This window comes from Shinella kummerowiae (assembly GCF_009827055.1).
GTDB lineage: Bacteria > Pseudomonadota > Alphaproteobacteria > Rhizobiales > Rhizobiaceae > Shinella > Shinella kummerowiae.
The window spans coordinates 226,464-247,063 of record NZ_WUMK01000009.1 but is presented as its reverse complement, the minus strand read 5'-3'; the positions used below and the strand labels follow the sequence as shown (position 1 = coordinate 247,063).

General features: G+C 63.6%; 23 protein-coding genes. 13 read left to right on the top strand and 10 right to left on the bottom strand.

The window, feature by feature from the left end:
* Positions 1-3 precede the first annotated feature (3 nt).
* A complete protein-coding gene (locus GR138_RS23365) occupies positions 4-930 on the bottom strand; it encodes a LysR substrate-binding domain-containing protein (RefSeq protein WP_160861663.1) in 927 nt (308 codons plus the stop codon).
* A gap of 88 nt (positions 931-1,018) precedes the next feature.
* Here GR138_RS23365 and GR138_RS23360 point away from each other — a divergent pair, with 88 nt between their 5' ends.
* Positions 1,019-2,560 carry a trimethylamine methyltransferase family protein gene (locus GR138_RS23360; protein ID WP_420853706.1) on the top strand — a complete coding sequence of 514 codons (1,542 nt, stop codon included), beginning with the start codon at positions 1,019-1,021 and terminating at the stop codon, positions 2,558-2,560.
* Positions 2,561-2,637: 77 nt separating this feature from the next.
* Here the strand turns inward: GR138_RS23360 and GR138_RS23355 are convergent, their stop codons facing one another.
* The 5 genes from GR138_RS23355 to GR138_RS23335 all read right to left on the bottom strand — a co-directional run bounded on the left by GR138_RS23355 (position 2,638) and on the right by GR138_RS23335 (position 6,765).
* Positions 2,638-3,354 carry a PRC-barrel domain-containing protein gene (locus GR138_RS23355; protein WP_160861661.1) on the bottom strand — a complete coding sequence of 239 codons (717 nt, stop codon included), beginning with the start codon at positions 3,352-3,354 and terminating at the stop codon, positions 2,638-2,640.
* A gap of 187 nt (positions 3,355-3,541) precedes the next feature.
* Positions 3,542-4,426 (bottom strand): SMP-30/gluconolactonase/LRE family protein, encoded by an 885-nt coding sequence (locus GR138_RS23350; RefSeq protein ID WP_160861660.1) that lies wholly within the window; start codon positions 4,424-4,426, stop codon positions 3,542-3,544.
* A complete protein-coding gene (locus GR138_RS23345; protein WP_160861659.1) occupies positions 4,423-5,061 on the bottom strand; it encodes a 2-dehydro-3-deoxy-6-phosphogalactonate aldolase in 639 nt (212 codons plus the stop codon). The genes GR138_RS23350 and GR138_RS23345 overlap by 4 nt, the downstream gene beginning before the upstream one ends.
* 13 nt (positions 5,062-5,074) lie before the next feature.
* Positions 5,075-6,004: a 2-dehydro-3-deoxygalactonokinase gene (locus GR138_RS23340; RefSeq protein ID WP_160861658.1), complete on the bottom strand. Its 930-nt coding sequence runs from the start codon at positions 6,002-6,004 to the stop codon at positions 5,075-5,077.
* The gene (locus GR138_RS23335) at positions 6,004-6,765 is read right to left on the bottom strand and encodes an SDR family NAD(P)-dependent oxidoreductase (protein ID WP_160861657.1); all 762 of its coding nucleotides are present in this window, start codon (positions 6,763-6,765) and stop codon (positions 6,004-6,006) included. Before GR138_RS23335 ends, GR138_RS23340 begins: the two co-directional genes overlap by 1 nt.
* 103 nt (positions 6,766-6,868) lie before the next feature.
* On the opposite strand from GR138_RS23335, the gene GR138_RS23330 reads away from it, so the two are divergent.
* The 12 genes from GR138_RS23330 (at position 6,869) to GR138_RS23275 (ending at position 18,359) form a co-directional block, all read left to right on the top strand.
* Positions 6,869-7,657 (top strand): IclR family transcriptional regulator, encoded by a 789-nt coding sequence (locus tag GR138_RS23330; RefSeq protein WP_202402793.1) that lies wholly within the window; start codon positions 6,869-6,871, stop codon positions 7,655-7,657.
* A 265-nt stretch (positions 7,658-7,922) separates the two neighbouring features.
* Positions 7,923-8,660, top strand: coding sequence for a helix-turn-helix transcriptional regulator (locus GR138_RS23325; RefSeq protein WP_160861656.1), 738 nt, complete (start codon positions 7,923-7,925; stop codon positions 8,658-8,660).
* Between the two features lie 84 nt (positions 8,661-8,744).
* Positions 8,745-9,488, top strand: coding sequence for a helix-turn-helix transcriptional regulator (locus GR138_RS23320; RefSeq protein WP_160861655.1), 744 nt, complete (start codon positions 8,745-8,747; stop codon positions 9,486-9,488).
* 151 nt (positions 9,489-9,639) lie between these two features.
* Positions 9,640-10,839: an iron-sulfur cluster carrier protein ApbC gene (gene apbC, locus GR138_RS23315; RefSeq protein WP_160861654.1), complete on the top strand. Its 1,200-nt coding sequence runs from the start codon at positions 9,640-9,642 to the stop codon at positions 10,837-10,839.
* A 137-nt stretch (positions 10,840-10,976) separates the two neighbouring features.
* On the top strand, positions 10,977-11,960 hold the full coding sequence (locus GR138_RS23310; RefSeq protein ID WP_160861653.1) for a CorA family divalent cation transporter: 984 nt from the start codon (positions 10,977-10,979) through the stop codon (positions 11,958-11,960).
* A 16-nt stretch (positions 11,961-11,976) separates the two neighbouring features.
* On the top strand, positions 11,977-13,878 hold the full coding sequence (locus tag GR138_RS23305) for a potassium transporter Kup (protein WP_160861652.1): 1,902 nt from the start codon (positions 11,977-11,979) through the stop codon (positions 13,876-13,878).
* A 309-nt stretch (positions 13,879-14,187) separates the two neighbouring features.
* The gene (locus GR138_RS23300; protein ID WP_246200658.1) at positions 14,188-15,339 is read left to right on the top strand and encodes a cell wall hydrolase; all 1,152 of its coding nucleotides are present in this window, start codon (positions 14,188-14,190) and stop codon (positions 15,337-15,339) included.
* A 281-nt stretch (positions 15,340-15,620) separates the two neighbouring features.
* Positions 15,621-16,016 (top strand): AtpZ/AtpI family protein, encoded by a 396-nt coding sequence (locus GR138_RS23295; protein ID WP_160861650.1) that lies wholly within the window; start codon positions 15,621-15,623, stop codon positions 16,014-16,016.
* Between the two features lie 59 nt (positions 16,017-16,075).
* Positions 16,076-16,828 (top strand): F0F1 ATP synthase subunit A, encoded by a 753-nt coding sequence (locus GR138_RS23290; protein WP_160861649.1) that lies wholly within the window; start codon positions 16,076-16,078, stop codon positions 16,826-16,828.
* Positions 16,829-16,894: 66 nt separating this feature from the next.
* Entirely contained in the window at positions 16,895-17,122 is a 228-nt protein-coding gene (locus tag GR138_RS23285; protein WP_160861648.1) for a F0F1 ATP synthase subunit C, read from the top strand.
* 87 nt (positions 17,123-17,209) lie between these two features.
* Positions 17,210-17,863, top strand: a complete 654-nt coding sequence (locus tag GR138_RS23280; RefSeq protein WP_160861647.1) for a F0F1 ATP synthase subunit B — start codon at positions 17,210-17,212, stop codon at positions 17,861-17,863.
* A 10-nt stretch (positions 17,864-17,873) separates the two neighbouring features.
* On the top strand, positions 17,874-18,359 hold the full coding sequence (locus tag GR138_RS23275; RefSeq protein ID WP_160861646.1) for a F0F1 ATP synthase subunit B: 486 nt from the start codon (positions 17,874-17,876) through the stop codon (positions 18,357-18,359).
* 114 nt (positions 18,360-18,473) lie between these two features.
* Here GR138_RS23275 and GR138_RS23270 read toward each other — a convergent pair whose 3' ends face one another.
* The 4 genes from GR138_RS23270 to GR138_RS23255 are packed head-to-tail and all read right to left on the bottom strand — an operon-like array spanning position 18,474 to position 20,535.
* Entirely contained in the window at positions 18,474-19,097 is a 624-nt protein-coding gene (locus GR138_RS23270) for an ATP-dependent Clp protease proteolytic subunit (protein ID WP_160861645.1), read from the bottom strand.
* A 45-nt stretch (positions 19,098-19,142) separates the two neighbouring features.
* Positions 19,143-19,502: an SRPBCC family protein gene (locus GR138_RS23265; protein ID WP_160861644.1), complete on the bottom strand. Its 360-nt coding sequence runs from the start codon at positions 19,500-19,502 to the stop codon at positions 19,143-19,145.
* Positions 19,499-19,813, bottom strand: a complete 315-nt coding sequence (locus tag GR138_RS23260; RefSeq protein WP_160861643.1) for an ArsR/SmtB family transcription factor — start codon at positions 19,811-19,813, stop codon at positions 19,499-19,501. Before GR138_RS23260 ends, GR138_RS23265 begins: the two co-directional genes overlap by 4 nt.
* Positions 19,814-19,866: 53 nt before the next feature.
* Positions 19,867-20,535, bottom strand: coding sequence for a ribonuclease HII (locus GR138_RS23255; RefSeq protein ID WP_160861642.1), 669 nt, complete (start codon positions 20,533-20,535; stop codon positions 19,867-19,869).
* Positions 20,536-20,600: the final 65 nt, after the last annotated feature.

Below are 20,600 nucleotides of genomic sequence, written 5' to 3'. Positions count from 1 at the left end.
AGGTCAGGACACCGCGTCCCGGCCCATGCGGCCTTCCTCCACCAGCCAGTCACGCACGCGCCGTGCCGGGCTGTTGAGCTCGCGCGACCGCGGCCAGACGACGTAGAAGGCATCGTCCATGCGCAGCACATGGCCGCCGACGGTGACGAGCGCGCCGGAACGCACCTGCCGTTCGATCAGGTGCTGCCAGCCGAGCGCGACGCCTTCGCCGGCCAGCACCGCCTGAATCACCAGCACATAGTCGTTGATGGAGAGCCGCCGCGCCTGCGCCGGGTAGCGAAGGCCGGCGCTGGCAAACCATGCCGGCCAGTCGCAGGCCGAGCGCACCGGCTCCTCCAGGTGGATGAGCGGCAGTTTCAACAGGTCCTGCGGCGTTGCCGGATGCCCCCGGCTCTCCACGAAGGCGGGGCTCGCAACGGCGGTGATGACCTCCGGCGCCAGCAGGGCGGCATGATAGCGCGGCCATTTCGCCGGATCGCCGCCACGAATGCCGAGCGGGATCGGCTCTTCGTCGAGATCGAGATCACGCACGCTGGTCTGGATACGCAGGTCGATCTCCGGAAGATCCGCCCGGAGCTTGGCAAGCCTCGGCAGCATCCACATCGAGGCGAAGGCGGTGGAGGCGGCGAGCGTCACGTTCGCCTCCCGTCCTTTGGCGCGAATGTCTTCTGCCGATTTCTGGATGCGCGAGAGGCCGAGCGTCACATCGACGTGAAAGCGTTCGCCCGCATCGGTCAACTCCACCGCGCGGTGGACGCGGTGGAAGAGCGCCACGCCGAGCTGTTCCTCCAGGTTGCGCACCGCATAGGAGACGGCGGCCTGTGTCATGCCGAGCTCATGGGCGGCACGGGTGAAATTCTGGTGCCGCCCGGCGGCCTCGAAGATGATGAGGCTGGAGGCGGAGGGGAGCAGGCGGCGGAGCGTTTCCATAAACTCAGCTTATAGTGTCGAATAGATTTTTCCAGCGTTACAACCGGCTTTTTCGCGCCTAGCCTCCTGTCAAATTATGGAGGAATGCATGGCCGAGGCAGCGACGATCGAGGCGCCGGTACGGCGCAGCAGAGGCACCCGACGGGACAATACGGCAAAGCCGCTCGGCGTGCCCTATATCGTGCGCGGCATCCCGACCTATGACGTGCTGTCGGAAGAGAACCTGCAGAAGATCGAGCGGGTGGCGGATCGCATCCTCGCCGAAGTCGGCATCGAGTTTCGCGACGACCCGGCGACAATCGAGCACTGGAAGCGCGCCGGTGCGAAGGTCGATGGCGTGCTGGTCCGTTTCGAGCCGGGCATGCTGCGCGAGATCGTCTCCTCCGCGCCCGCCGAATTCACCCAATATGCCCGCAATCCTGCCAACAACGTGCAGATCGGCGGCAACAAGGTGGTCTTCTCGCCCGCCTATGGTTCGCCCTTCGTGATGGATCTGGACAAGGGCCGGCGCTACGGCACGCTGGAGGATTTTCGCAACTTCATCAAGCTCGCCCAGTCGAGCCCTTGGCTGCACCATTCCGGCGGCACGATCTGCGAGCCGGTCGATATCCCGGTGAACAAGCGCCATCTCGACATGGTCTACAGCCATATCAAATATTCCGATCGCCCCTTCATGGGCTCGATCACGGCGGAGGAGCGCGCCGAGGATTCCATCGACATGGCGCGCATCCTGTTCGGTGCCGACTTCGTCGACCAAAACTGCGTCATCCTCGGCAATGTCAACGTCAACTCGCCGCTCGTCTGGGACGGCACCATGACGAAGTCGCTGCGCGCCTATGCCCGCGCCAACCAGGCCGCCGTCATCGTGCCCTTCATCCTCGGCGGCGCCATGGGCCCGGTCACCAATGCCGGCGCCATCGCGCAGTCCTTTGCCGAAACGCTCGCCGGCTGTGCGCTGACCCAGCTCGAGCGCAAGGGTGCGCCGGTCATCTTCGGCAACTTCCTCTCCTCCATGTCGCTGCGCTCCGGCTCGCCGACCTTCGGCACGCCGGAGCCGGCCATCGGCTCCATGGTCGTCGGCCAGCTCGCCCGCCGCCTCAAGCTGCCGCTGCGTTGCGCCGGCAATTTTTCGAACTCCAAGCTGCCGGACGGGCAGGCCATGCAGGAAGGGCTGATGTCGATGCTGTCGGCCGTGCATTGCGGCGCGAACTTCATCCTGCATTCCGCCGGTTTCCTCGATGGCCTGCTTGCCATGTCCTACGAAAAGTTCGTGATGGATGCGGACCTGTGCGGCGCGCTGCATTCCTATCTCGCCGGCGTCGTCGTCGACGACAACACGCTTGCAATGGATGCCTTCCTGCAGGTTGGTCCCGGCAGCCATTTCCTCGGCTGCGACCACACGATGCGCAATTACCAGACGGCCTTCTGGGATGCGACGCTCTCCGACAACGAACCCTTCGAGAAATGGAGCGAGGAGGGCGGTTCGACCGACATGGCAACGCGCGCCAACCGCCAATGGAAAAAGACGCTTGCCGAGTACGAAGCGCCCCCGCTGGATGCCGCCATCGACGAGGCGCTTTGCGATCATATGAACCGCCGGAAGGCCGCGATGGCCGACGCCTGGTACTGACGCTTTTCGGGCTGCAAAACGGAAAAACCCGATGGCGCAGGGACGCCATCGGGCTGGAGGTCAGAGTGCCCGCCGGTTTATTCGGCCGGCTGGGTCGTGGCCGGAGCCGTGCCCGTATCGGTCGTCGACGAAGTGGTCGAAGTATCGACCGGCGTCGTGGCCTGGCGTTCGGCGACCTGCTGCGACTTGGTCTTGAATTCCGGCGCAGCCTGCAGGCTTTCGGCAGTTTCGGTCGTCGTCAGCTTGACGTCGTCCGAATCCGGGGTCTGGGTGATCGAGACCTTCTCGAACGGAACGGCGACCCACTTTTCACCGATGCCCAGGAAGCCACCGACACCAACGACAGCAGCGGTGATGCCGCCATCCTTTTCCATGATCAGGTCGGAGATCTTGCCGATGCTTTCATCGGCGCTGTTGTAGACCGACTGACCGATATAGGTGTTGGCGCTGATCTGCTCGTCCGACTGGGCGGTCAGGTAGTCACCACCGGCGGCCGGAGCCTGGGCGGTGTCTTCGCTCGGCGTCATGGCCGGGGTCTCAGCCGTATCCTGGCTTTCGGTGCCCGTGGCCGGCGTCTGGGCCGTATCTTCGGTCGGGGTCGTGCCCGGGGTTGCGGCGGTGTCGCCAGGCGTCGTGCCCGTCGCGTCATCGCCCGGCATCACGGCCGGCTTGTCCATGGTCTGGGTTTCGCCGGCGGCCGGCTGCGTGGTGTCCTGCGCATAGGCTGCCGGAGCAAGGGCCGCGCCGAGGAAAATTGCACCAGCGGCAACGGAAGTAAGAAGCTTGTTAGTCATTGGAAACCTGCCTTTCGTCTCGTTGGTATCAAGGCGCGGCGGAGGTTTTGAAGTGCCCGTCCACACCGGTTGATGGACAAGGAACGATGACCCCCGGCTTTGGTTCCGATGAAAATTGCCTTCTTTTTTGTTGCCGCTATGCTTTTTTGGTGCAACTCCGCCGGCAAAATGCCGGCTGGAGCGGTGTCTAGAGCCGGAAATTCGGCTCGAAGCGTCCCTTGACCGAAATACCCAATTCGAAGGTCTGGCCGGCATGCGGGTCGGCAAGGCGCCCTGCCGCGTCCATGTCCTGCCAGGCGGACGTCACCAGCAGCCGGTCGGCCTTTTCGCCGATGAAGGCCGGGCAGCTCGCCTGCGAGGCCGGCACCAGGTAGCGCGTGATCTTCGTGCCGTCGGGTCTGTAGACGTCGACGGCGTTCGAGCCCCAGCGGGCATTCCAGATGAGGCCATCGGCATCGCAGATCGCGCCATCGACACCACCCGACGTGACGCTCTCATCGCTCAGCACCTCCGGCGCCCCGGTGGGAAGGCCGGTCTTCGGATCGAGCGCGACCCGCATCAGATGGTTGACGTCGGTATCGGTGAAGTAGCCGATGCTGCCATCCGGCGAAAAGCAGATGGCGTTCGGGATGGTGATGTTGGCGTAGAGCAGCGTCACCCGGTCGCCCGCGATGTGGTAGATCGCGCCCGAATGCTTTTCCGTCTTGCGCCCCATCGTGCTCGCCCAGAACGCGCCGGACGGGTGGACGCGGCCGTCATTGGAGCGGTTGTGCGACTTGTCCTCGAGTTTCACGAAGGGCGTCAGCCGGCCGTCGGCGACCTGTCGGATGAAAAGCCCCTGGTCGGCGACGATCAACTGGCGCTCCGCATCGATGACGGCGAGCGCGCTGCCGAGGAAGGGCAGGTCGTGCTCGGTTTTCGCCATGCTCGAAAGGTGCAGCTCATGCAGCTTCTGGCCGCGGATATCGAACCAGAAGGCCTTTCCGCTCGCCGGATCGTAGGTCGGCCCCTCGCCGAGATGGCAGGCGATGTCGCTGAGAATGCGGCCGGAGAAGGAATGCGTCTCGGTCATCGGCCCGCTCCATAGACGGCATCATAGGCTTCGATGGTGGCCTTGGCGCGCAAGCGCACCTCGTTGGCTCCCATGCCCATCTTGTAGAGGCTGGAGCCGAGGCCGAAGCTGCGCAGGCCGATGGCGGCGTAATCGGCAAAATTCTTCTCCGACACGCCCCCGACAGCGGCGATCTCCAGTTCTGCCGGCAGCACGGCGCGGATCGCCTGGATGCCGGCGGGGCCGAGCACGCTGGCCGGGAAGAATTTGAGGCCTGTTGCACCGGCCCGCGCGGCGGCAAGCGCCTCCGTGGGCGTGAAGACGCCGGGCATAGTCACCATGCCCTTGGCGGCGGCGGTGGAAATGACGTCCGGCTCGACATTCGGGCTCACCATCAGCCGTCCGCCGACGTCGGCGAGGCGGTTGACGTCCTCCACGGTCAGAACGGTGCCGGCGCCAATCAGGCAGCCGTCCGGGGCCATTTTCACCGCGATCTCGATGGATTTGAACGGTTCCGGCGAGTTCAGCGGGATCTCGATGGCGGTAAAGCCGGTTTCGATCAGCGCGCCGACGACACCTTCGGTCTCGCTCGGCTTCAGGCCGCGCAGGATGGCGATCAGCGGATATTTCATCGGGGGAAAGGGGATGCGGTTCATGGTGTTTGCTTTCTCAGAGGGACCAGAGCGCCTTGGCGCCTGCGGCAAGACCGTTGCGCACGGCCGTATCGGCGTCGATGATGGAAGGGGAGAGGCCGGCGGCTGCCAGTGCCTCGCTGTAAAGCGCGCCTAGCGCGCCGGAGACGACAAGGCTTACCGGCGTGCCCTCCGCAACGAGCGAAAGCGCACCGGCGATTTCCAGCCCGATCAGCGTACCCGAGAGCCGCGCCTTGGCGTCCTCAGGCGACAGCCCGGCAATCAGCGAACCGGCCCGCACGGAAAACAGCTGGCTCGTCGCCAGCGCCGGGTTGGCGACCATGCGCGCCACGGCCGCGCGGAAGGCGGGTGTCTCGCCGGAAATCGCGCCGGCTTCCGCGATGGCATGGCTGAGGATGGTGTTCTTCGCGATGGCCTCGAACAGTTCGCCGGTCATGAAGGTGGAAAAACCGAGAACCTTGCCGCCGGAGAGGCGAACCCATTTGCTGTGCGTGCCGGGCATGCAGACGAGATGATCGTCGTCGCCGAGTGTGGCGGCGGCACCGAGAAGCTGGGTTTCCTCGCCGCGCATCACGTCCGGGGCTGCCGCATCGCGCTGGGCAAGGCCGGGCAGGATGCGGATATCCGCCGCGACACCGGGAATGCGCACGGCGGCGGCCGGGATATCGGCAAGGGCTGCGGGCGTGTCGATGTAGCCCGCCTCGACCCAGCCCTGCTTGGCGCCGGCCATGCCGCAGACCAGCACGGGCAGGCCTTCGGGCGCGGCCACGGCGGCAAGGTGGTTTGCCAGCACCGCGGCAAAGCCGGTGCGGGCAGCGGTGGTCATGCCTTCGCCGCTGCGGCGTTCGGCGATGATGCTGCCATCCTTGCCGATGAGCCAGAGGCGGAAGCTGGAGGTTCCCCAGTCGACCGCGACATAGGCGGGTTCGGGGGCGGGGTTGGTCATCAGAGCATGCCTCCATCGACGATGAGCGTTTGTGCGGTGATGGCGGCAGACGCATCCGACGCCAGGAAGAGAGTAGGGCCGACCATGTCCTCCGCAACCAGCGAGCGCTTCAGGCACTGGCGGTCGATGCCGCCGGCTATGGTGGCGTCGTCGATCCACAGGCGCTTCTGCCGCTCGGTCAGCACCATGCCGGGCAGGATGGCGTTGACGCGAATCCCGTCCGGGCCAAGCCTGCCGGCGAGCGACTTGGTGAGGCCGATAATGCCGGCCTTGGCTGCGGCGTAACCGGGAAGTTCGCCCATGTTGAGCAGAAAGGCGATGGAGGAATAGTTGATGATCGCGCCACCGCCGCCCTTGCGCATATGTGGCGCGACCGCCTGGGCGGCGAAGAAGTGATGGCGCAGGTTGACCGTCTGGTTCTCGTCCCAGTCGTCGGGTTCGACGGCGTCCAGATCGTGCCGGTCGTCGCGTGCCGCATTGTTGACGAGCACGCGAATGCCACCGAGTGCCACGGCAGCGGTATCGATCGCCATGCGCAATGCCGCGATGTCGCGCAGGTCCGTTCTTATATAGAGCGGAAGGTGCTCGACCGTGCCGTCCAGTTCGGAAACCAGCGTGCGGCTCTCCACCTCCGCAATGTCGAGGAAGGCGACGCAGGCCCCTGCCGCGGCAAACCCCGCCACCAGCGCCGCACCGATGCCCGAACCACCGCCGGTGACGATCACGCCCTGTCCTGCAAGGTCCGGATAGCGACCCGTCATCGCCGTTCTCCCGAATAAATTCCATTATTTGGAACTGAGTTTGATTATTCGGAATTATTCCGTTACTGTGCCGGAGTGTCAAGGGATCAGCGGGGCTGCGACAATGGCGACGGCGGAAGAGGGCGGTTCGGGCACCGGCACGCTCGGCAAGGCGATGGACGTGCTGGAGACGGTGGCGCTCGCCGACCGGCCCATGCGCTTCACCGATGTGCTTGCCGTCAGCGGCCAGCCGCGCGGCACGCTGCATCGCCAACTGTCCCACCTCGTGCAGGAAGGCCTTCTGGAACTGCGTCCCGACCACGCCTATGTGCCGGGCCTGCGCCTTCTCAAGCTCGCCTCGGCCAGTTGGGCGCGCAATGAATTCCGCGCCGTCGCAGCCCCCTTTCTCGATGTTCTGCACAGGGAGACCGGCGAGACCGTGCATCTCGGCGTGCTGCGCGGACGCGAGATCATCTATCTCGACAAGGTGGAAAGCCGGCAGGCGGTGCGCATGAATTCGCAGGTCGGCAACGCCTCGCCCGCCTATTGCACGGGCGTCGGCAAGGCAGCGCTCTCCGTGCTCGATTCCGAGGCCCTGGAGGCGGTCTTGAAGGTCACCGAGTTCCGGCGCTTCACGCCGCAGACGATCACCGGGCGAACCCAGCTCCTCGCCGAACTGGGGGAGATTCGCCGAAGCGGAATCGCCTTTGACCGGGAAGAGCACGAACCCGGCATACGCTGTGTCGCAGCACCGGTTTTCGATGCCAAACGTTCGCTCGTCGCGGGCGTTTCCGTGACGGGCCCCGCCTATCGTGTTGGACAAACAGAGCTTGACGACTGGGCGCCGCGTGTCCGCCAGGCGGCCGGCGCCATCATGGCGGAACTCGCAGCAAGGCTCGGTCCGCAACGGTAAGTCGATAATGAGGTACGTAAATGATCGAGTGGTTGTCTTCTTGCCCCATTTTACGGTAAATTAGAAAATCGCGCTGGACGTGGGAAAGGGGCACCAGTAGCTTCCGTCACGACCGGCTCTTGAGTTGCGTCGCTTTCCGCGGTCTTGAGGCGCGGTTCATCGAACATACTTGCATTGGGATACGGGGGTTCCTGAGGCAAGCAGTGCATTGTGTCGGCATGTTATTTTGCCGCACGGTCGCGTGCGTGCTGAAGGAAGAACGGATATGGCGGATCGATTCCATACGACGTCTGCGCAATTCCAGCATCGGTGGGGAACAACCCCGCCGGCCTTGGGGTCGGAGGAAGACGTTGCCGAAAAACTCAACGGCATCGCCAAGCGCTTTGGCCTCCATGGCTATCTGCTGATCAATATTCCGTCCGAAACCTCGACCGATTTCTCGTCCAACGTCCTTCTGACGTCCTGGCCGGATGAGATGCTTGAAACCTATGACGATGCCGGTCTGATTTTCGGCAGCCCCGTCATCAGTCGCCTGCGCCAGAGCACGAACCCCTTTACTTATGACGCCGACGGCACGAACCGCCGCCGGCCGGATGGCAAGGCGGCGATCGCGGCAAACCTGTTCGACCGGCACGGCCTGTCGCGCGGGGCCTATTTCCCCGCGCACAATTCGGCAGGTCTGCGCGGCGCGCTCGCCTTCGGCGGCACACGCGACGTGCTCAATCCGCGCGAGATGGCCGAACTCAACGCGCTCGCCAACGAGATCTTCACTGAGGTGGTGGATCTGCGTGCCGGGCGCCGCCAGAACGTGACGCTTTCGCGCCGCGAGACCGAGTGCCTGTCCTGGGCATCGGCCGGCAAGACGAGCGTTGAAATGTCGGAAATTCTCGGTCTGTCGGAATATACGGTCAATCATTATCTCAACCGGGCGACGCGCAAGCTTGATGCCGTCAACCGGGTCCAGGCGGTCGTGAAGGCGATTCGCGCCGGACTTTTGAACTGATGCATAAAAAAACCTTGCGACCTTCTGGAATGCGTTCAGTACCGCTCCAATTGCCCAAGGCGAAAAACAAAATTGCGGGGAATCATGACGGCTGACGAAACAAGCAGCACAGAACATCAGCTGCAGGACGAGGGCGTCGAGATCGCCGCGCTCGAAACGCAGTTCGACATCGTGCGCTATATGCGGCGCAAGTGCGAGGAATACGGGCTTAAATACTTCATTGTTTTCAACCTGCCGGGTTTCGAGGCCGAAAAACTGTCGGCCTATTCCATCGTCAGCAACTGGCCGCAGGAAGTTCTCGCCAAATACGATGCGTTGCGCATGGTGCGCCAGAGCGCCGGGATCCGCAAACTGCGGCTGACAACGGTGCCGTTCTCCTACGACATGCGCGAGTGGATCGGCGATTCGTCCGAACAGTCGGATTTCACCGAATTGCTCGACCTGATGAACACCCATGGCATGCTCGTCGGCCACTTCTTTCCGGTGCACGATGCGCTCGGCAATCGCGGCGCCATCGTCTGGGGTGGCGAAAGCCCGTCGCTGGCGCGTGACGACCGGCTGATGCTGCAGATGATCTCCGTGCACCTTTTCAACCGGCTCGCCGAAATCGGTGCCGCGTGGAAGTCGGGCCAGGTGGTGCTCACGGAGCGCGAGATCCAGTGCCTGAGCTGGACGGCTGCGGGCAAGACCAGCCTGGAGATTGCCGAAATCCTCGGTCTTTCCGAGCATACGGTGAACCACTACCTGAACCAGGTCACCCGCAAGCTGGAGGCGGTCAACCGCACCCAGGCCGTGGTCAAGGCGATCCGCCGCGGGCTGATCGCCTGAAGCGCTTTGCGTCCGCCGTCATGGACTGAGGCAACCTGCCGCAAAGCCGAGGTCTTCCGTCGCCGGTAAATTCGTTTGGCGACGGCCTTTCCGTGCACTATCTACGGGAGACGGCGGCGACCAGACGCCGCGAACGGCTATCGAGGGTTTCATGACGGATGTAAGCAAGGAACAGGTGCTGGAACGGCTGCGCACGGTGCGCGGCCCGGACATGGACGGCAACATCGTCGATCTCGGTCTCGTCTCCGACGTCTTTATTTCCGACGGCAAGGCTTACTTCTCGATCACCGTGCCGGCCGAACGCGCCCGTGAGCTGGATCCGTTGCGGGCGGCCGCCGAGCGTGTCGTCAAGGACATTCCCGGCATCAAGGCCGCCATGGTGGCGCTGACGGCTGACAAGCGCGCCGCCACCGGTCCCGCGGCCGCCCGCTCGCCCGCACCGCCGCCGCCCGGTCGCGGCGAGGCTGCGCATTCCCATGCGGGGCATTCGCACGCGGGCCACGCCCACGCCGCCCCCGCGCAGCCGCAGCAGCGCACGAAATCCGGCATTCCGGGCGTCGGTGCCATCATCGCGGTCGCCTCCGGCAAGGGCGGCGTCGGCAAGTCGACGACATCCGTCAACCTGGCGCTGGCGCTGAAGGCGAACGGTCTGCGCGTCGGCATCCTCGACGCCGATATCTACGGCCCCTCCATGCCGCGGCTCCTGAAAATCACCGGCCGGCCGCAGCAGCTCGAAGGTCGCATGATCAAGCCGATGGAGAATTACGGCATCAAGGTCATGTCGATGGGCTTCCTCGTCGATGAGGAAGTGGCGATGATCTGGCGCGGCCCGATGATCCAGTCGGCGCTGATGCAGATGCTGCGCGAGGTCGCCTGGGGTGATCTCGACGTGCTCGTCGTCGACATGCCGCCGGGCACGGGCGACGCCCAGCTCACCATGGCCCAGCAGGTGCCGCTCGCCGGCGCCGTCATCGTCTCGACCCCGCAGGACCTGGCGCTGATCGACGCGCGCAAGGGCCTCAACATGTTCAGCAAGGTCGAAGTGCCGGTGCTCGGCATCGTCGAGAACATGAGCTATTTCATCGCGCCCGACACCGGCAACCGCTACGATATTTTCGGCCATGGCGGTGCGCGCAAGGAAGCCGAGCGCATCGGCGTGCCGTTCCTTGGCGAGGTGCCGCTGACCATGGATATCCGCGAGACCTCGGATGCCGGCACGCCCGTCGTCGTTTCGAACCCGGAGGGTGCGGCGGCCAAAACCTATCGTGCGATCGCCACGCGGGTCTGGCAGGAACTGGAAGTCGTGCGGGGCAAGGGCACGCGGGAGGCGCCGGCCATCGTCTTCGAATAGACGCTCCTGCGCTCCGCGGGGCGTTCGAGGCCTGCGCTTGATTTTTATGTTGCGCCGCGCAATATGCGCGGCCATCCGCAGAGGGATGGCGTTTAACCAGGAGTGTGAGCGATGGTCCGTTCCGGAGCCATTCGCCGGTGATCACCGTTTTCCGTCCCAATGGCGAGGCCTGCGCCCTGCCCACAGACAGCGATTCCGCTGCCGCCGACGCACTCTCCGGCGCGGTCTGGGTCGATATGCTCGAGCCCACGCGGGACGAGGAAGCGCTCATCGAGCGTATCCTGTCGATCGAAGTGCCGACGCGCGACGAATTGAAGGACATCGAGCCCTCCAGCCGTCTCTATACGGAGGGCAATGCGGCCTATATGACCGCTTCGCTGATGGTAAAGGCGGAAAGCGATCTGCCCCACCTGACAGACGTCGCCTTCATTCTGACGTCGAGCAAGCTTCTGACGGTGCGCTATGCCGAGCCACGTTCGTTCTCGCTCTTCAAAAGCGCCATGCACCGTATTCCGGGCGGCTGTTCCTCGCCGACTGTGATGATCACGCGACTGATGGAAACCATCGCGGACCGCACGGCGGAAATCCTCGAAACCGCGGTGTCGCGGGCCGACACGCTGTCTCTGGAGGTGTTCGGCGACAAACGTCACCTTTCCCGCCGTCCGCCGCGCTACCTCGAAGACCGGATCATCCAGGTCTCGGCACTGCACCGCCTGCTTGCCAAGACGCGCGACAGCCTGATGTCGCTCTCGCGCGTGCTGACCTTCCTGCACGGGCTTCCCGCCCTGCAATCCGACCGCGAGAGCCTGGAACGCTGCCGCTCGGTGACGCGCGACGTGCAGTCGCTCTCCGAACACGCCAATTTCGTCGCCGGCAACATCACCTTCCTGCTCGATGCCTCGCTGGGCCTGATCAATCTTGAGCAGAACGCCATCATCAAGATCTTTTCGATCGCTTCCGTCGTGCTGCTTCCGCCGACGCTGATCGCCTCGACCTACGGCATGAATTTCGAGTTCATGCCGGAACTGCGCGTGGCCGCCGCCTACCCGCTGACGCTGGTCGCGATGGTCCTGTCGGCAATTCTCCCGTTCTTCTTCTTCCGCTGGAAAGGCTGGCTCTAGAGCCTGATCGCGCCCCATGCAGTCACACGCCGGTCACGCGCCGCATTCCCGCAGCAGGGCGCGCACGCTGTTTGTTCTTGCCCTCGGCTCCGTCGGCGTCGTCTATGGCGATATCGGCACCAGCCCGCTCTATGCTTTCCGCGAGGCCTTGCGCCCTGTTGCGGCTGACGGCGTTTCGCGCATGGAGGTCGTCGGCCTGATCTCGCTGATGATCTGGACGCTGACGATCATCGTCACGCTCAAATATGTGCTCTTCCTGCTGCGCGCCGACAACCACGGCGAGGGCGGCACGCTCTCGCTGCTGGCCCTGCTGGCGAAGACGGCGGGGCGCCGCGCCACCGTGCTGTTCTTCATGGGAGCGGTCGGGGCCGCGCTCTTCATCGGCGATGCGATGATCACGCCGGCACTCTCCGTTCTGTCCGCCGTCGAAGGCCTCAAGTTGGTGACACCGACGCTCGCCGACTATGTCGTGCCGATTTCGGTGGTCATTCTCGTCATGCTGTTTGCCGTGCAATCCTGGGGCACCGCCGCCGTGTCGAAGTTTTTTGGCCCGATCACGGCGGTCTGGTTCATCGTCATGGGTGTTGCCGGCCTCAACCATATCAGCGACGATCTCGGCATCCTCGCCGCCTTCAATCCCTATTACGCCGTGCTTTTCATGATCACCGAAGGTTATGTCGGCCTTGTCGTGCTCGGCGCGGTGTTCCTCACGGTCACCGGCGCGGAAGCGCTCTATGCCGATCTCGGCCATTTCGGCCGCCGGCCCATTCAGTGGGCCTGGTTCTGTCTGGTCTTCCCGGCGCTGACGCTGAACTATCTGGGGCAGGGCGCGCTGGTGCTGGCGCATCCCGAGACGATCGAAAATCCGTTCTTCCTGATGTTCCCGAAATGGGCGCTGCTGCCCGTCGTCATCCTCGCGACCGCCGCCACCATCATCGCCAGCCAGGCCGTCATCACCGGCGCCTTCTCGCTGACGCGCCAGGCCATCCATCTCGGCTTCCTGCCGCGCATGGAAATCTACCACACGTCGGAAACCCAGACCGGGCAGATCTACTTGCCGGGCGTCAATTCCGTCCTGCTCTTTGGGGTGATGGCGCTCGTCTTCATCTTCGGGTCGTCCGAGGCGCTCGCGACCGCCTACGGCATCTCGGTCACCGGCGCGATGGTCGTGACGACCGTGCTCGCCTTCGAATTCCTGCGCAAGCGCTGGCGCTGGACGAAACTTGCCGCCACCGCCGTGCTGCTGCCGCTCTTCCTGCTGGAACTCACCTTCCTCGGCGCGAACCTGCTCAAGGTGCATGACGGCGGCTATGTGCCGGTGATGATCGCCGCCGGCGTCGTCATCGTGATGTGGACCTGGACGCGCGGCACGCGCATCCTGCGCGACAAGACGCGCCGCATCGAGGTGCCGCTGCCGGCCTTCGTGAAATCGGTGGAGAGACAGAGCGCCCACGCGCCGGTGCAGGTTCCCGGCACGGCGATCTTCCTGACCAGCGATCCGGATTTCGCGCCCGCCGCCCTGCTGCACAATCTCAAGCACAATCATGTGCTGCACGAGAAGAATTTCATCCTGACGGTCAAGACGAACAACACGCCGCGTGTGGCGCGCGCCGAGCGCTTCAAGGTCGAGAAGATTTCCGAGCGCTTCTCGCGCATCGAAATGCATTTCGGCTTCATGGAGACGCAGAACGTCTCCCAGGTGCTCGGCCAGATGCGCAAGGCGGGGCACAAGTTCGACATCATGTCGACCTCGTTCTATCTCGGTCGGCGCAAGCTGGTGCCGGATGCGCAATCCGGCATGCCGATGTGGCAGGACCGGCTGTTCATCGGCCTTGCCAACCTCGCGACCGACCCCTCCGACTATTTCCGCCTACCCACCAACCGCGTGGTCGAACTCGGCTCGCATGTCGTGATCTAGTGGCCGGCACCTGACAAAAACGTGAAGGGGAGGTGATGATCTCCCCCAAAGCCGTTTATCAGCATTAACCAAGCATCAAGGTTAATGCTTCATTTTACCCTGACAACGAGCCGCTTCGGGCCCGTGCTTCGGCGCGGCGGGGCTCCCATACGACCATTTCCGGGCAGGAAAACACGCCGATCGTCCATCGGCGGCGTGGCCTGCGCATGCGTGCGGAGTAGACAGTTGCGTAAGCGTAGCATTCGTCATGCAGGGGCAGGCCGCTTCCTCGAGTTCTTGAAGCAGGTCCAGCAGAAATGTGCAGCGGACTTGCGCGGGAAATTCCCGCGGGAATGGAAAATCCCGCTCGCGCTTGGCCTTGGCCTCGTCGCCAGCTTTCCCACCCAGGCGGCCCATACGGACCTTGCCACCTATCTCGCCGGGCTCAACCGCAAGGGCGGCAACCAGACCATGGTGCTGACCCGCTCGCCGGCCGGCTCCGTGCACGAAGTCGAGATCGAGTTTGCCGATGCGATGACCACCGGCGGCGTGGAAAGCGGGGCAGGGGTCGAACTGCCGGGCGGCGTCACCGCGGCACTGCGCAGTGAACACAAGGGGAAGGGCGGCATTCCCGACGAAGCCCGCGTCAACCGCCGCGACAAGAAGAACCGCATCGTCGCCGTCATGCCGGTGCTGCCGCCGAAGGATTTCACGGCCGGCTCGATCCTGGAACGCACCAGTTCGCTTCTTTCGCCGGCCTTCGACAGCGGTGAGCGCATGGCGTTTGCCAAGTCGCGGATCGCCGGCAAGGAAATCGAGATCGCCACGGCGTTCTACAAGAAGACGCCGGTGCGCAAGGACCCTGGCGTCTCGCCGATGATCGCTGACCTCGTCACCAACGACAAGGCCGATGTATTGGCGACCGCCTACGCGCGGGTCGAGCCGGATTACGCCCGGGAATCACCGTTTGACTCGATCCTCAAGCCGAACAAGGAACTCGGCCGTTTCATTCCCGACATTTCGGCGGAAGACCACGCCTGGGCCGCAACGCCGTTGCCGGCCGAGGTCTTTACCGCCAAGGAGCAGAAGTGCCTCGCCGAAGGCATCTACTTCGAGGCGCGCGGCGAGGAAGTGAAGGGCCAGGCCGCCGTTGCCCAGGTTATCCTGAACCGCGTGCGCAATCCCGCCTATCCGAACACCATCTGCGGTGTCGTCTACCAGAATGAAAACTGGCGCAACCGCTGCCAGTTCTCCTTTGCCTGCGACCGCATTCCCGACCTCATTCTCTCGCCCTGGCACTGGAAGACGGCCAAGGAGATCGCCATGGCGGTCACCGCTGGCAAGATCTGGTTGGAGGAAGTCGGATCCTCCACCCACTATCACGCGACCTATGTGAAGCCGCCGTGGGGCCGCACGATGAAGCGCGTCGCCAAGATCGGCAAGCACATCTTCTACCGCACCTATGGCGGCGGCTGGAGCTGACGGCCTTCGCCTGACGCTTGTCGGGGGCTTGCTGAGTCTGTGCCGTGGCATGCCCGATTCCCGGGACGATCTGCCGCGGTCGCAGTGGAAATCCTGCTAATTTATTGATTTATCTCAATATATTTGGTGAGGCACAAAGCTTCGCCATGCCTTGACTATGCTGGCACCTAAAACTATGTTGCGGCCGACTTCGAAAGGGGTCGGATATGGCTTGAATCCTAGCCTTCAATATGTCCGCAATGGGGCGAAAGCTTCGCGGGGAAGCGAGCGAGGAGCGTGCCATGACCGATCAGCAAAAGGAAAGTCTGGAAGAGCGGCTGAAACGCCTGGACGCGGAACTCGCGGAACGGCGCAAGGACGACGGGGCGGAGCAAGCCGCCGAGGCACGGGCATCCGAAAGCCGCAAGGGCTACGCGGTTGCCATGAAGCTCTCGAGCGAGTTCGTCGCGGCCGTCATTGTCGGGGCGCTTCTGGGCTATCTTTTGGACCATTTTGCGGGTACACGGCCGTGGGGGATGATCATTCTTCTGCTTCTTGGCTTCTGTGCCGGCGTTCTGAACGTCATGCGCGCGGCTGGCATGGTGGCATCGCCCCATCCGGTCGACAGGCTGGCCGGCCGTGAGCCCGGCAAGGCCGCGAGCGGACGGGATGCGACTGAGACGAAGGATGGCACCTGAGGGTGCGTCCGACATTGGGTGACTTCCGCCGCAAGGCGGGCAAGCGAGAGAGATAAGCGGTGTCCAACGATCCGACCCATCAGTTCCTGGTCAACAAGATTGTTCCGATCGAAATCGGTGGCATCGATTTCTCGTTCACCAACGCTTCGCTGTTCATGGTCGCCACCGTGGCAGCCGGCATCGGCTTCCTCTACTTCACCACGGGCCAGCGCGGCCTCGTTCCGAGCCGCATGCAGTCGGTCTCGGAAATGTCCTACGAATTCATCGCTTCGATGCTCCGGGAAGGGGCGGGCAGCCACGGGATGAAATTCTTCCCGTTCGTCTTCTCGCTTTTCATGTTCGTTCTGACCGCCAACATGCTCGGCATGGTGCCGTATTTCTTCACCGTCACCAGCCAGATCATCGTCACCTTCGCGCTTGCCATGCTCGTCATCGGCACAGTGGTTGTCTACGGTTTCTACAAGCACGGCTTCGGCTTCCTGAAGCTCTTCGTGCCGTCCGGCGTTCCGGGCATGCTTCTTCCGTTGGTTGTCACGATCGAGGTCATTTCGTTCCTCTCGCGTCCGATCAGCCTCTCGATCCGTCTCTTCGCCAACATGCTGGCGGGTCACATCACGCTCAAGGTCTTCGCCGGCTTCGTCACCTCGCTCAGCGCCCTTGGCGCCGTCGGTGTCGCCGGTGCGATCCTGCCCCTTTTCATGACCGTCGCCCTGACCGGTCTCGAATTCCTCGTGTCGTTCCTGCAGGCCTATGTCTTCGCAGTTCTGACATGCATGTACCTGAACGATGCCGTGCATCCGGGTGGTCACTAAGGAAACAGTCGTCGGCGCCTTCGGGCGTCGCTCATAAGCCGCAACATCCCATTCAAGGAGTTCAACATGGAAGCGGAAGCAGCAAAGTTCATCGGCGCAGGTCTTGCCACGTTCGGTCTCGCCGGCACGGCTCTCGGCCTCGGCAACATCTTCGGCAGCTACCTGTCCGGCGCTCTGCGCAATCCGTCTGCTGCTGACAGCCAGTTCGGCCGTCTCGTATTCGGCTTCGCCGTTACGGAAGCTCTGGGCATCTTCTCGCTGCTCATCGCTCTCCTTCTCCTCTTCGCCGTCTAATATCGGCTGAGGACTGGACCATGGCCCGCAAGGGCCGTGGTCCATCGTACGTTCAGTACAATCTGAGAATGCCCCCTGGAGGTCAGCATGTCCGTGACCTTGGCGTCGGCCGAGTCCACCCCTTTCGAAATCGCCCAGGCGGAAACTCCTGCGACAACGCATGAGACCCCTGCGGATACGCATGCGGCTCAGCCAGCAGGCGAAGTGCACACCGAAACGGGTGTGGCGCATGGCGAAGAAGCCGGTTCCGGTGTCTTCCCGCCGTTCGACCAGAGCACGTTTGCATCGCAGCTCTTGTGGCTGGCGATCACCTTCGGTCTTTTCTATCTTCTCATGTCGAAGGTTGTCATTCCGCGTATCGGCGGGATTCTCGAAACCCGTCATGACCGCATCGCCCAGGATCTCGACGAAGCGTCGCGCCTGAAGGCTGAGGCGGATGCGGCAATCGCATCCTACGAGCAGGAGCTTGCCAGCGCCCGCACCAAGGGCAACGCGATCGCCTCGACGGCCCGCGACGAAGCCAAGGCCCGTGCCGATGCCGAACGCGCCAAGATCGAAGCCTCGCTGCAGGACAAGATCGCCGGTGCCGAAACCCGCATCGCCGAGATCAAGGCAAAGGCCCTTGCCGATGTCGGCACGATTGCCGAGGAAACCACGGCAGCCGTCGTCGAACAGCTGATCGGCGCCAAGGTCACCAAGGCCGAAGTCGCTTCGGCCGTCAAATCGGCCGCAGGCAAGTAAGGAGCGCACCATGGCATTCGACGCAACATTCTATGCCTTTGTCGGCCTCATCCTGTTCCTGGCCCTCATCGCCTACCTCAAGGTTCCGGCGATGATGGCGAAGGGTCTCGACGCCCGCGCGGAAAAAATCCAGAACGAGCTGGCGGAAGCCAAGCGTCTTCGCGAGGAAGCCCAGCACCTGCTCGCCGAATACCAGCGTAAGCGCAAGGATGCCGAGGCGGAAGCCGCCAGCATCGTCGCCGCCGCTGAGCGTGAGGCAAGCCTGCTGACGGCGGAAGCCAAGCAGAAGACCGAGGAATACGTCACCCGCCGCACGGCACTCTCCGAGCAGAAGATCAAGCAGGCGGAAGCCGACGCGATCAACGCCGTTCGTGCGGCTGCCGTCGACCTCGCCGTCGCTGCCGCCGAAAAGGTCATCGCCGCCAAGGCCGATGCCACCACCGGCAAGGCCCTGTTCGACAACGCCATCAGCGAAGTGAAGACCCGCCTCAACTGAGGCTCTTCGACCGCATGATTTAAAAAGGCCGGCAGCGATGCCGGCCTTTTTGTTTTGAGATCGACGCAGATGTCGCGCAGGCCGTTCAATCCTGGGGCGATACAGGAACCGCGCTCATGTGCCGGTCTCATACCTTGCGCCGATGTCGCGCGCGGTGAGAATGCGGTCGATCAATCCCCATTCCAGCGCCTCCTCGGCGGTCATGAAGCGATCGCGATCCATGGCCTGCTCGAACTCTTCATAGGTGCGGCCGCAATGTTTGGCGTAGAGCCGCGTCATGCGCTGCTTGGTTCTGAGGATCTCGTCGGCATGGATGAGCATGTCCGCCGCGCGTCCCTGGAAGCCACCCGACGGTTGATGGATGAGGATGTTGGCGTTCGGCAACGCAGCACGTGAACCTGGCTCGCCTGCCATCAACAGGAACGATCCCATCGAACGGGCGGTACCCATGCAGAGCGTGTGAACTGGCGCCTGAATGTAGCGCATCGTGTCGTACATCGCGAGGCCGCTCGTGACGACGCCGCCGGGCGAATTGATATAGAGCTGGATCGGCCGCTTGGGATTTTCAGCCTCCAGGAATAGCAATTGCGCGCAGACGAGGGCGGACACGCTGTCGTTCACTTCGCCGTTCAGAAAGATGATGCGTTCACGCAGCAGGCGGGAATAGATGTCGAACGAACGCTCGCCGCGGCTGGATTGTTCAACGACCATAGGGACGAGTTGCATCGCTTCGCGCATCGGCGAACTCCTGTTTTCAAGCTTTGGCAGGTGAGGCGGGTGGTGTCAGGCGGCGCGCATCAGCCGCAGTCCGTTGCTGTTTGCAGCAGGCGGCACCGTCGGCGCGACCGGGATGTCCACAAGCCGGTGGACGATTCTCAACGTTGTTCCGCCCTGGCTGTTCGGCCTGATCTGAAACGTTGCGATGCTTTCAAGGAAGGGTGGTTCGTCGTCGCGCATCTCGATGCAGATCTCCCCCTCCGCCGCCGTGGGAATGGGTGCTGCTTCCGTCGGCTTGCCCGCGGGCAACCATCTCTCGCGGAATGCGGGAATGCTGATCGCCCGCCAGACTTTTTCGGGCGGTGCGTCGAGCTCGTATTCCAGCACCAGGTCCTTGCCCTGCTTCTTGGAGGCTGTGTCGCTCATTGATCCATATCCTTCAGCAAGGTTTTCAAGGCGTCGATCCGGGTCGGCCAATAGGCGCGATACTTCGCCAGCCATCCCGCGATGAGGGCCAGCCCATCCGGATCGACCTCGTAATTCACAAAGCGCCCCTGTCGTTCTTCCCGTATAAGGCGTGCGCCGCGAAGCACGGCAAGGTGCTGGGACATGGCAGGCTGGCTGATGTCCATACCGTCCCGCAAGGCGCTGGCATTCATGCTGCCGTTCGCCAGCTTGTCGAAGATCGTGCGCCGCGTCGGATCGGCCAGGGCTTTGAAGATATCGTTCTCGATCATGCAAACCAGATAAGCACACACTTATCTGGTTTGCAATGCGGATCCCTTGCCCATCATTCCTGCTTGAGCGGCCGGAAACTCATGCGGTGCAGGCGGCAGGGGCCGATGGCCGCGATGGCCTTGCGATGGACCTCGGTGGCATAGCCGGCATGGAGGGCAAAACCGTAGCCGGGGAAGGTGGCTTCGGCACGGGCCATCATGCGGTCGCGCATCACCTTGGCGACGATGGAGGCGGCGGCGATGGACAGGGAGCGGGCGTCGCCCTTGACGACGGCGCGGCCCTCGCAGGCGAGGCCGGGCGGCACGTCGCGACCATCGGCGAGCACGAGGTGCGGCTTGACCTCCAGGCCGGCGACGGCGCGGCGCATGGCGTCGAGGCTCGCCTTGCGGATATCGATGACGTCGATGCGGCGCGAGCAGCTCGAGGCGACCGAGACAAAGGCCGATTGCACAATGAGCGTGAAGAGAAATTCGCGTTTTGCAGCGCTCAACTGTTTCGAATCATGCAGGCCGTCCGGAATGTTGTCCGGATCGAGCACCACCGCCGCCGCCACCACGGGACCGGCAAGCGGCCCGCGGCCGGCCTCGTCCGTGCCGGCGACCGGCCAGATGCCGCGCTTGCGGGCAGCCAGCTCCATCGAGAAGTCAGGCCCTTCGGGCAGATCGAAAAGAAGGCGGGAATCGGAGGATGCGACACGGGACATGCGGCGAACCTCGCACATCCGTCCGATTCCCTGCAAGCCCTCCGGCAGGAGGCGGATGCCGGAGGAGCAACCGGTGCGCCCGG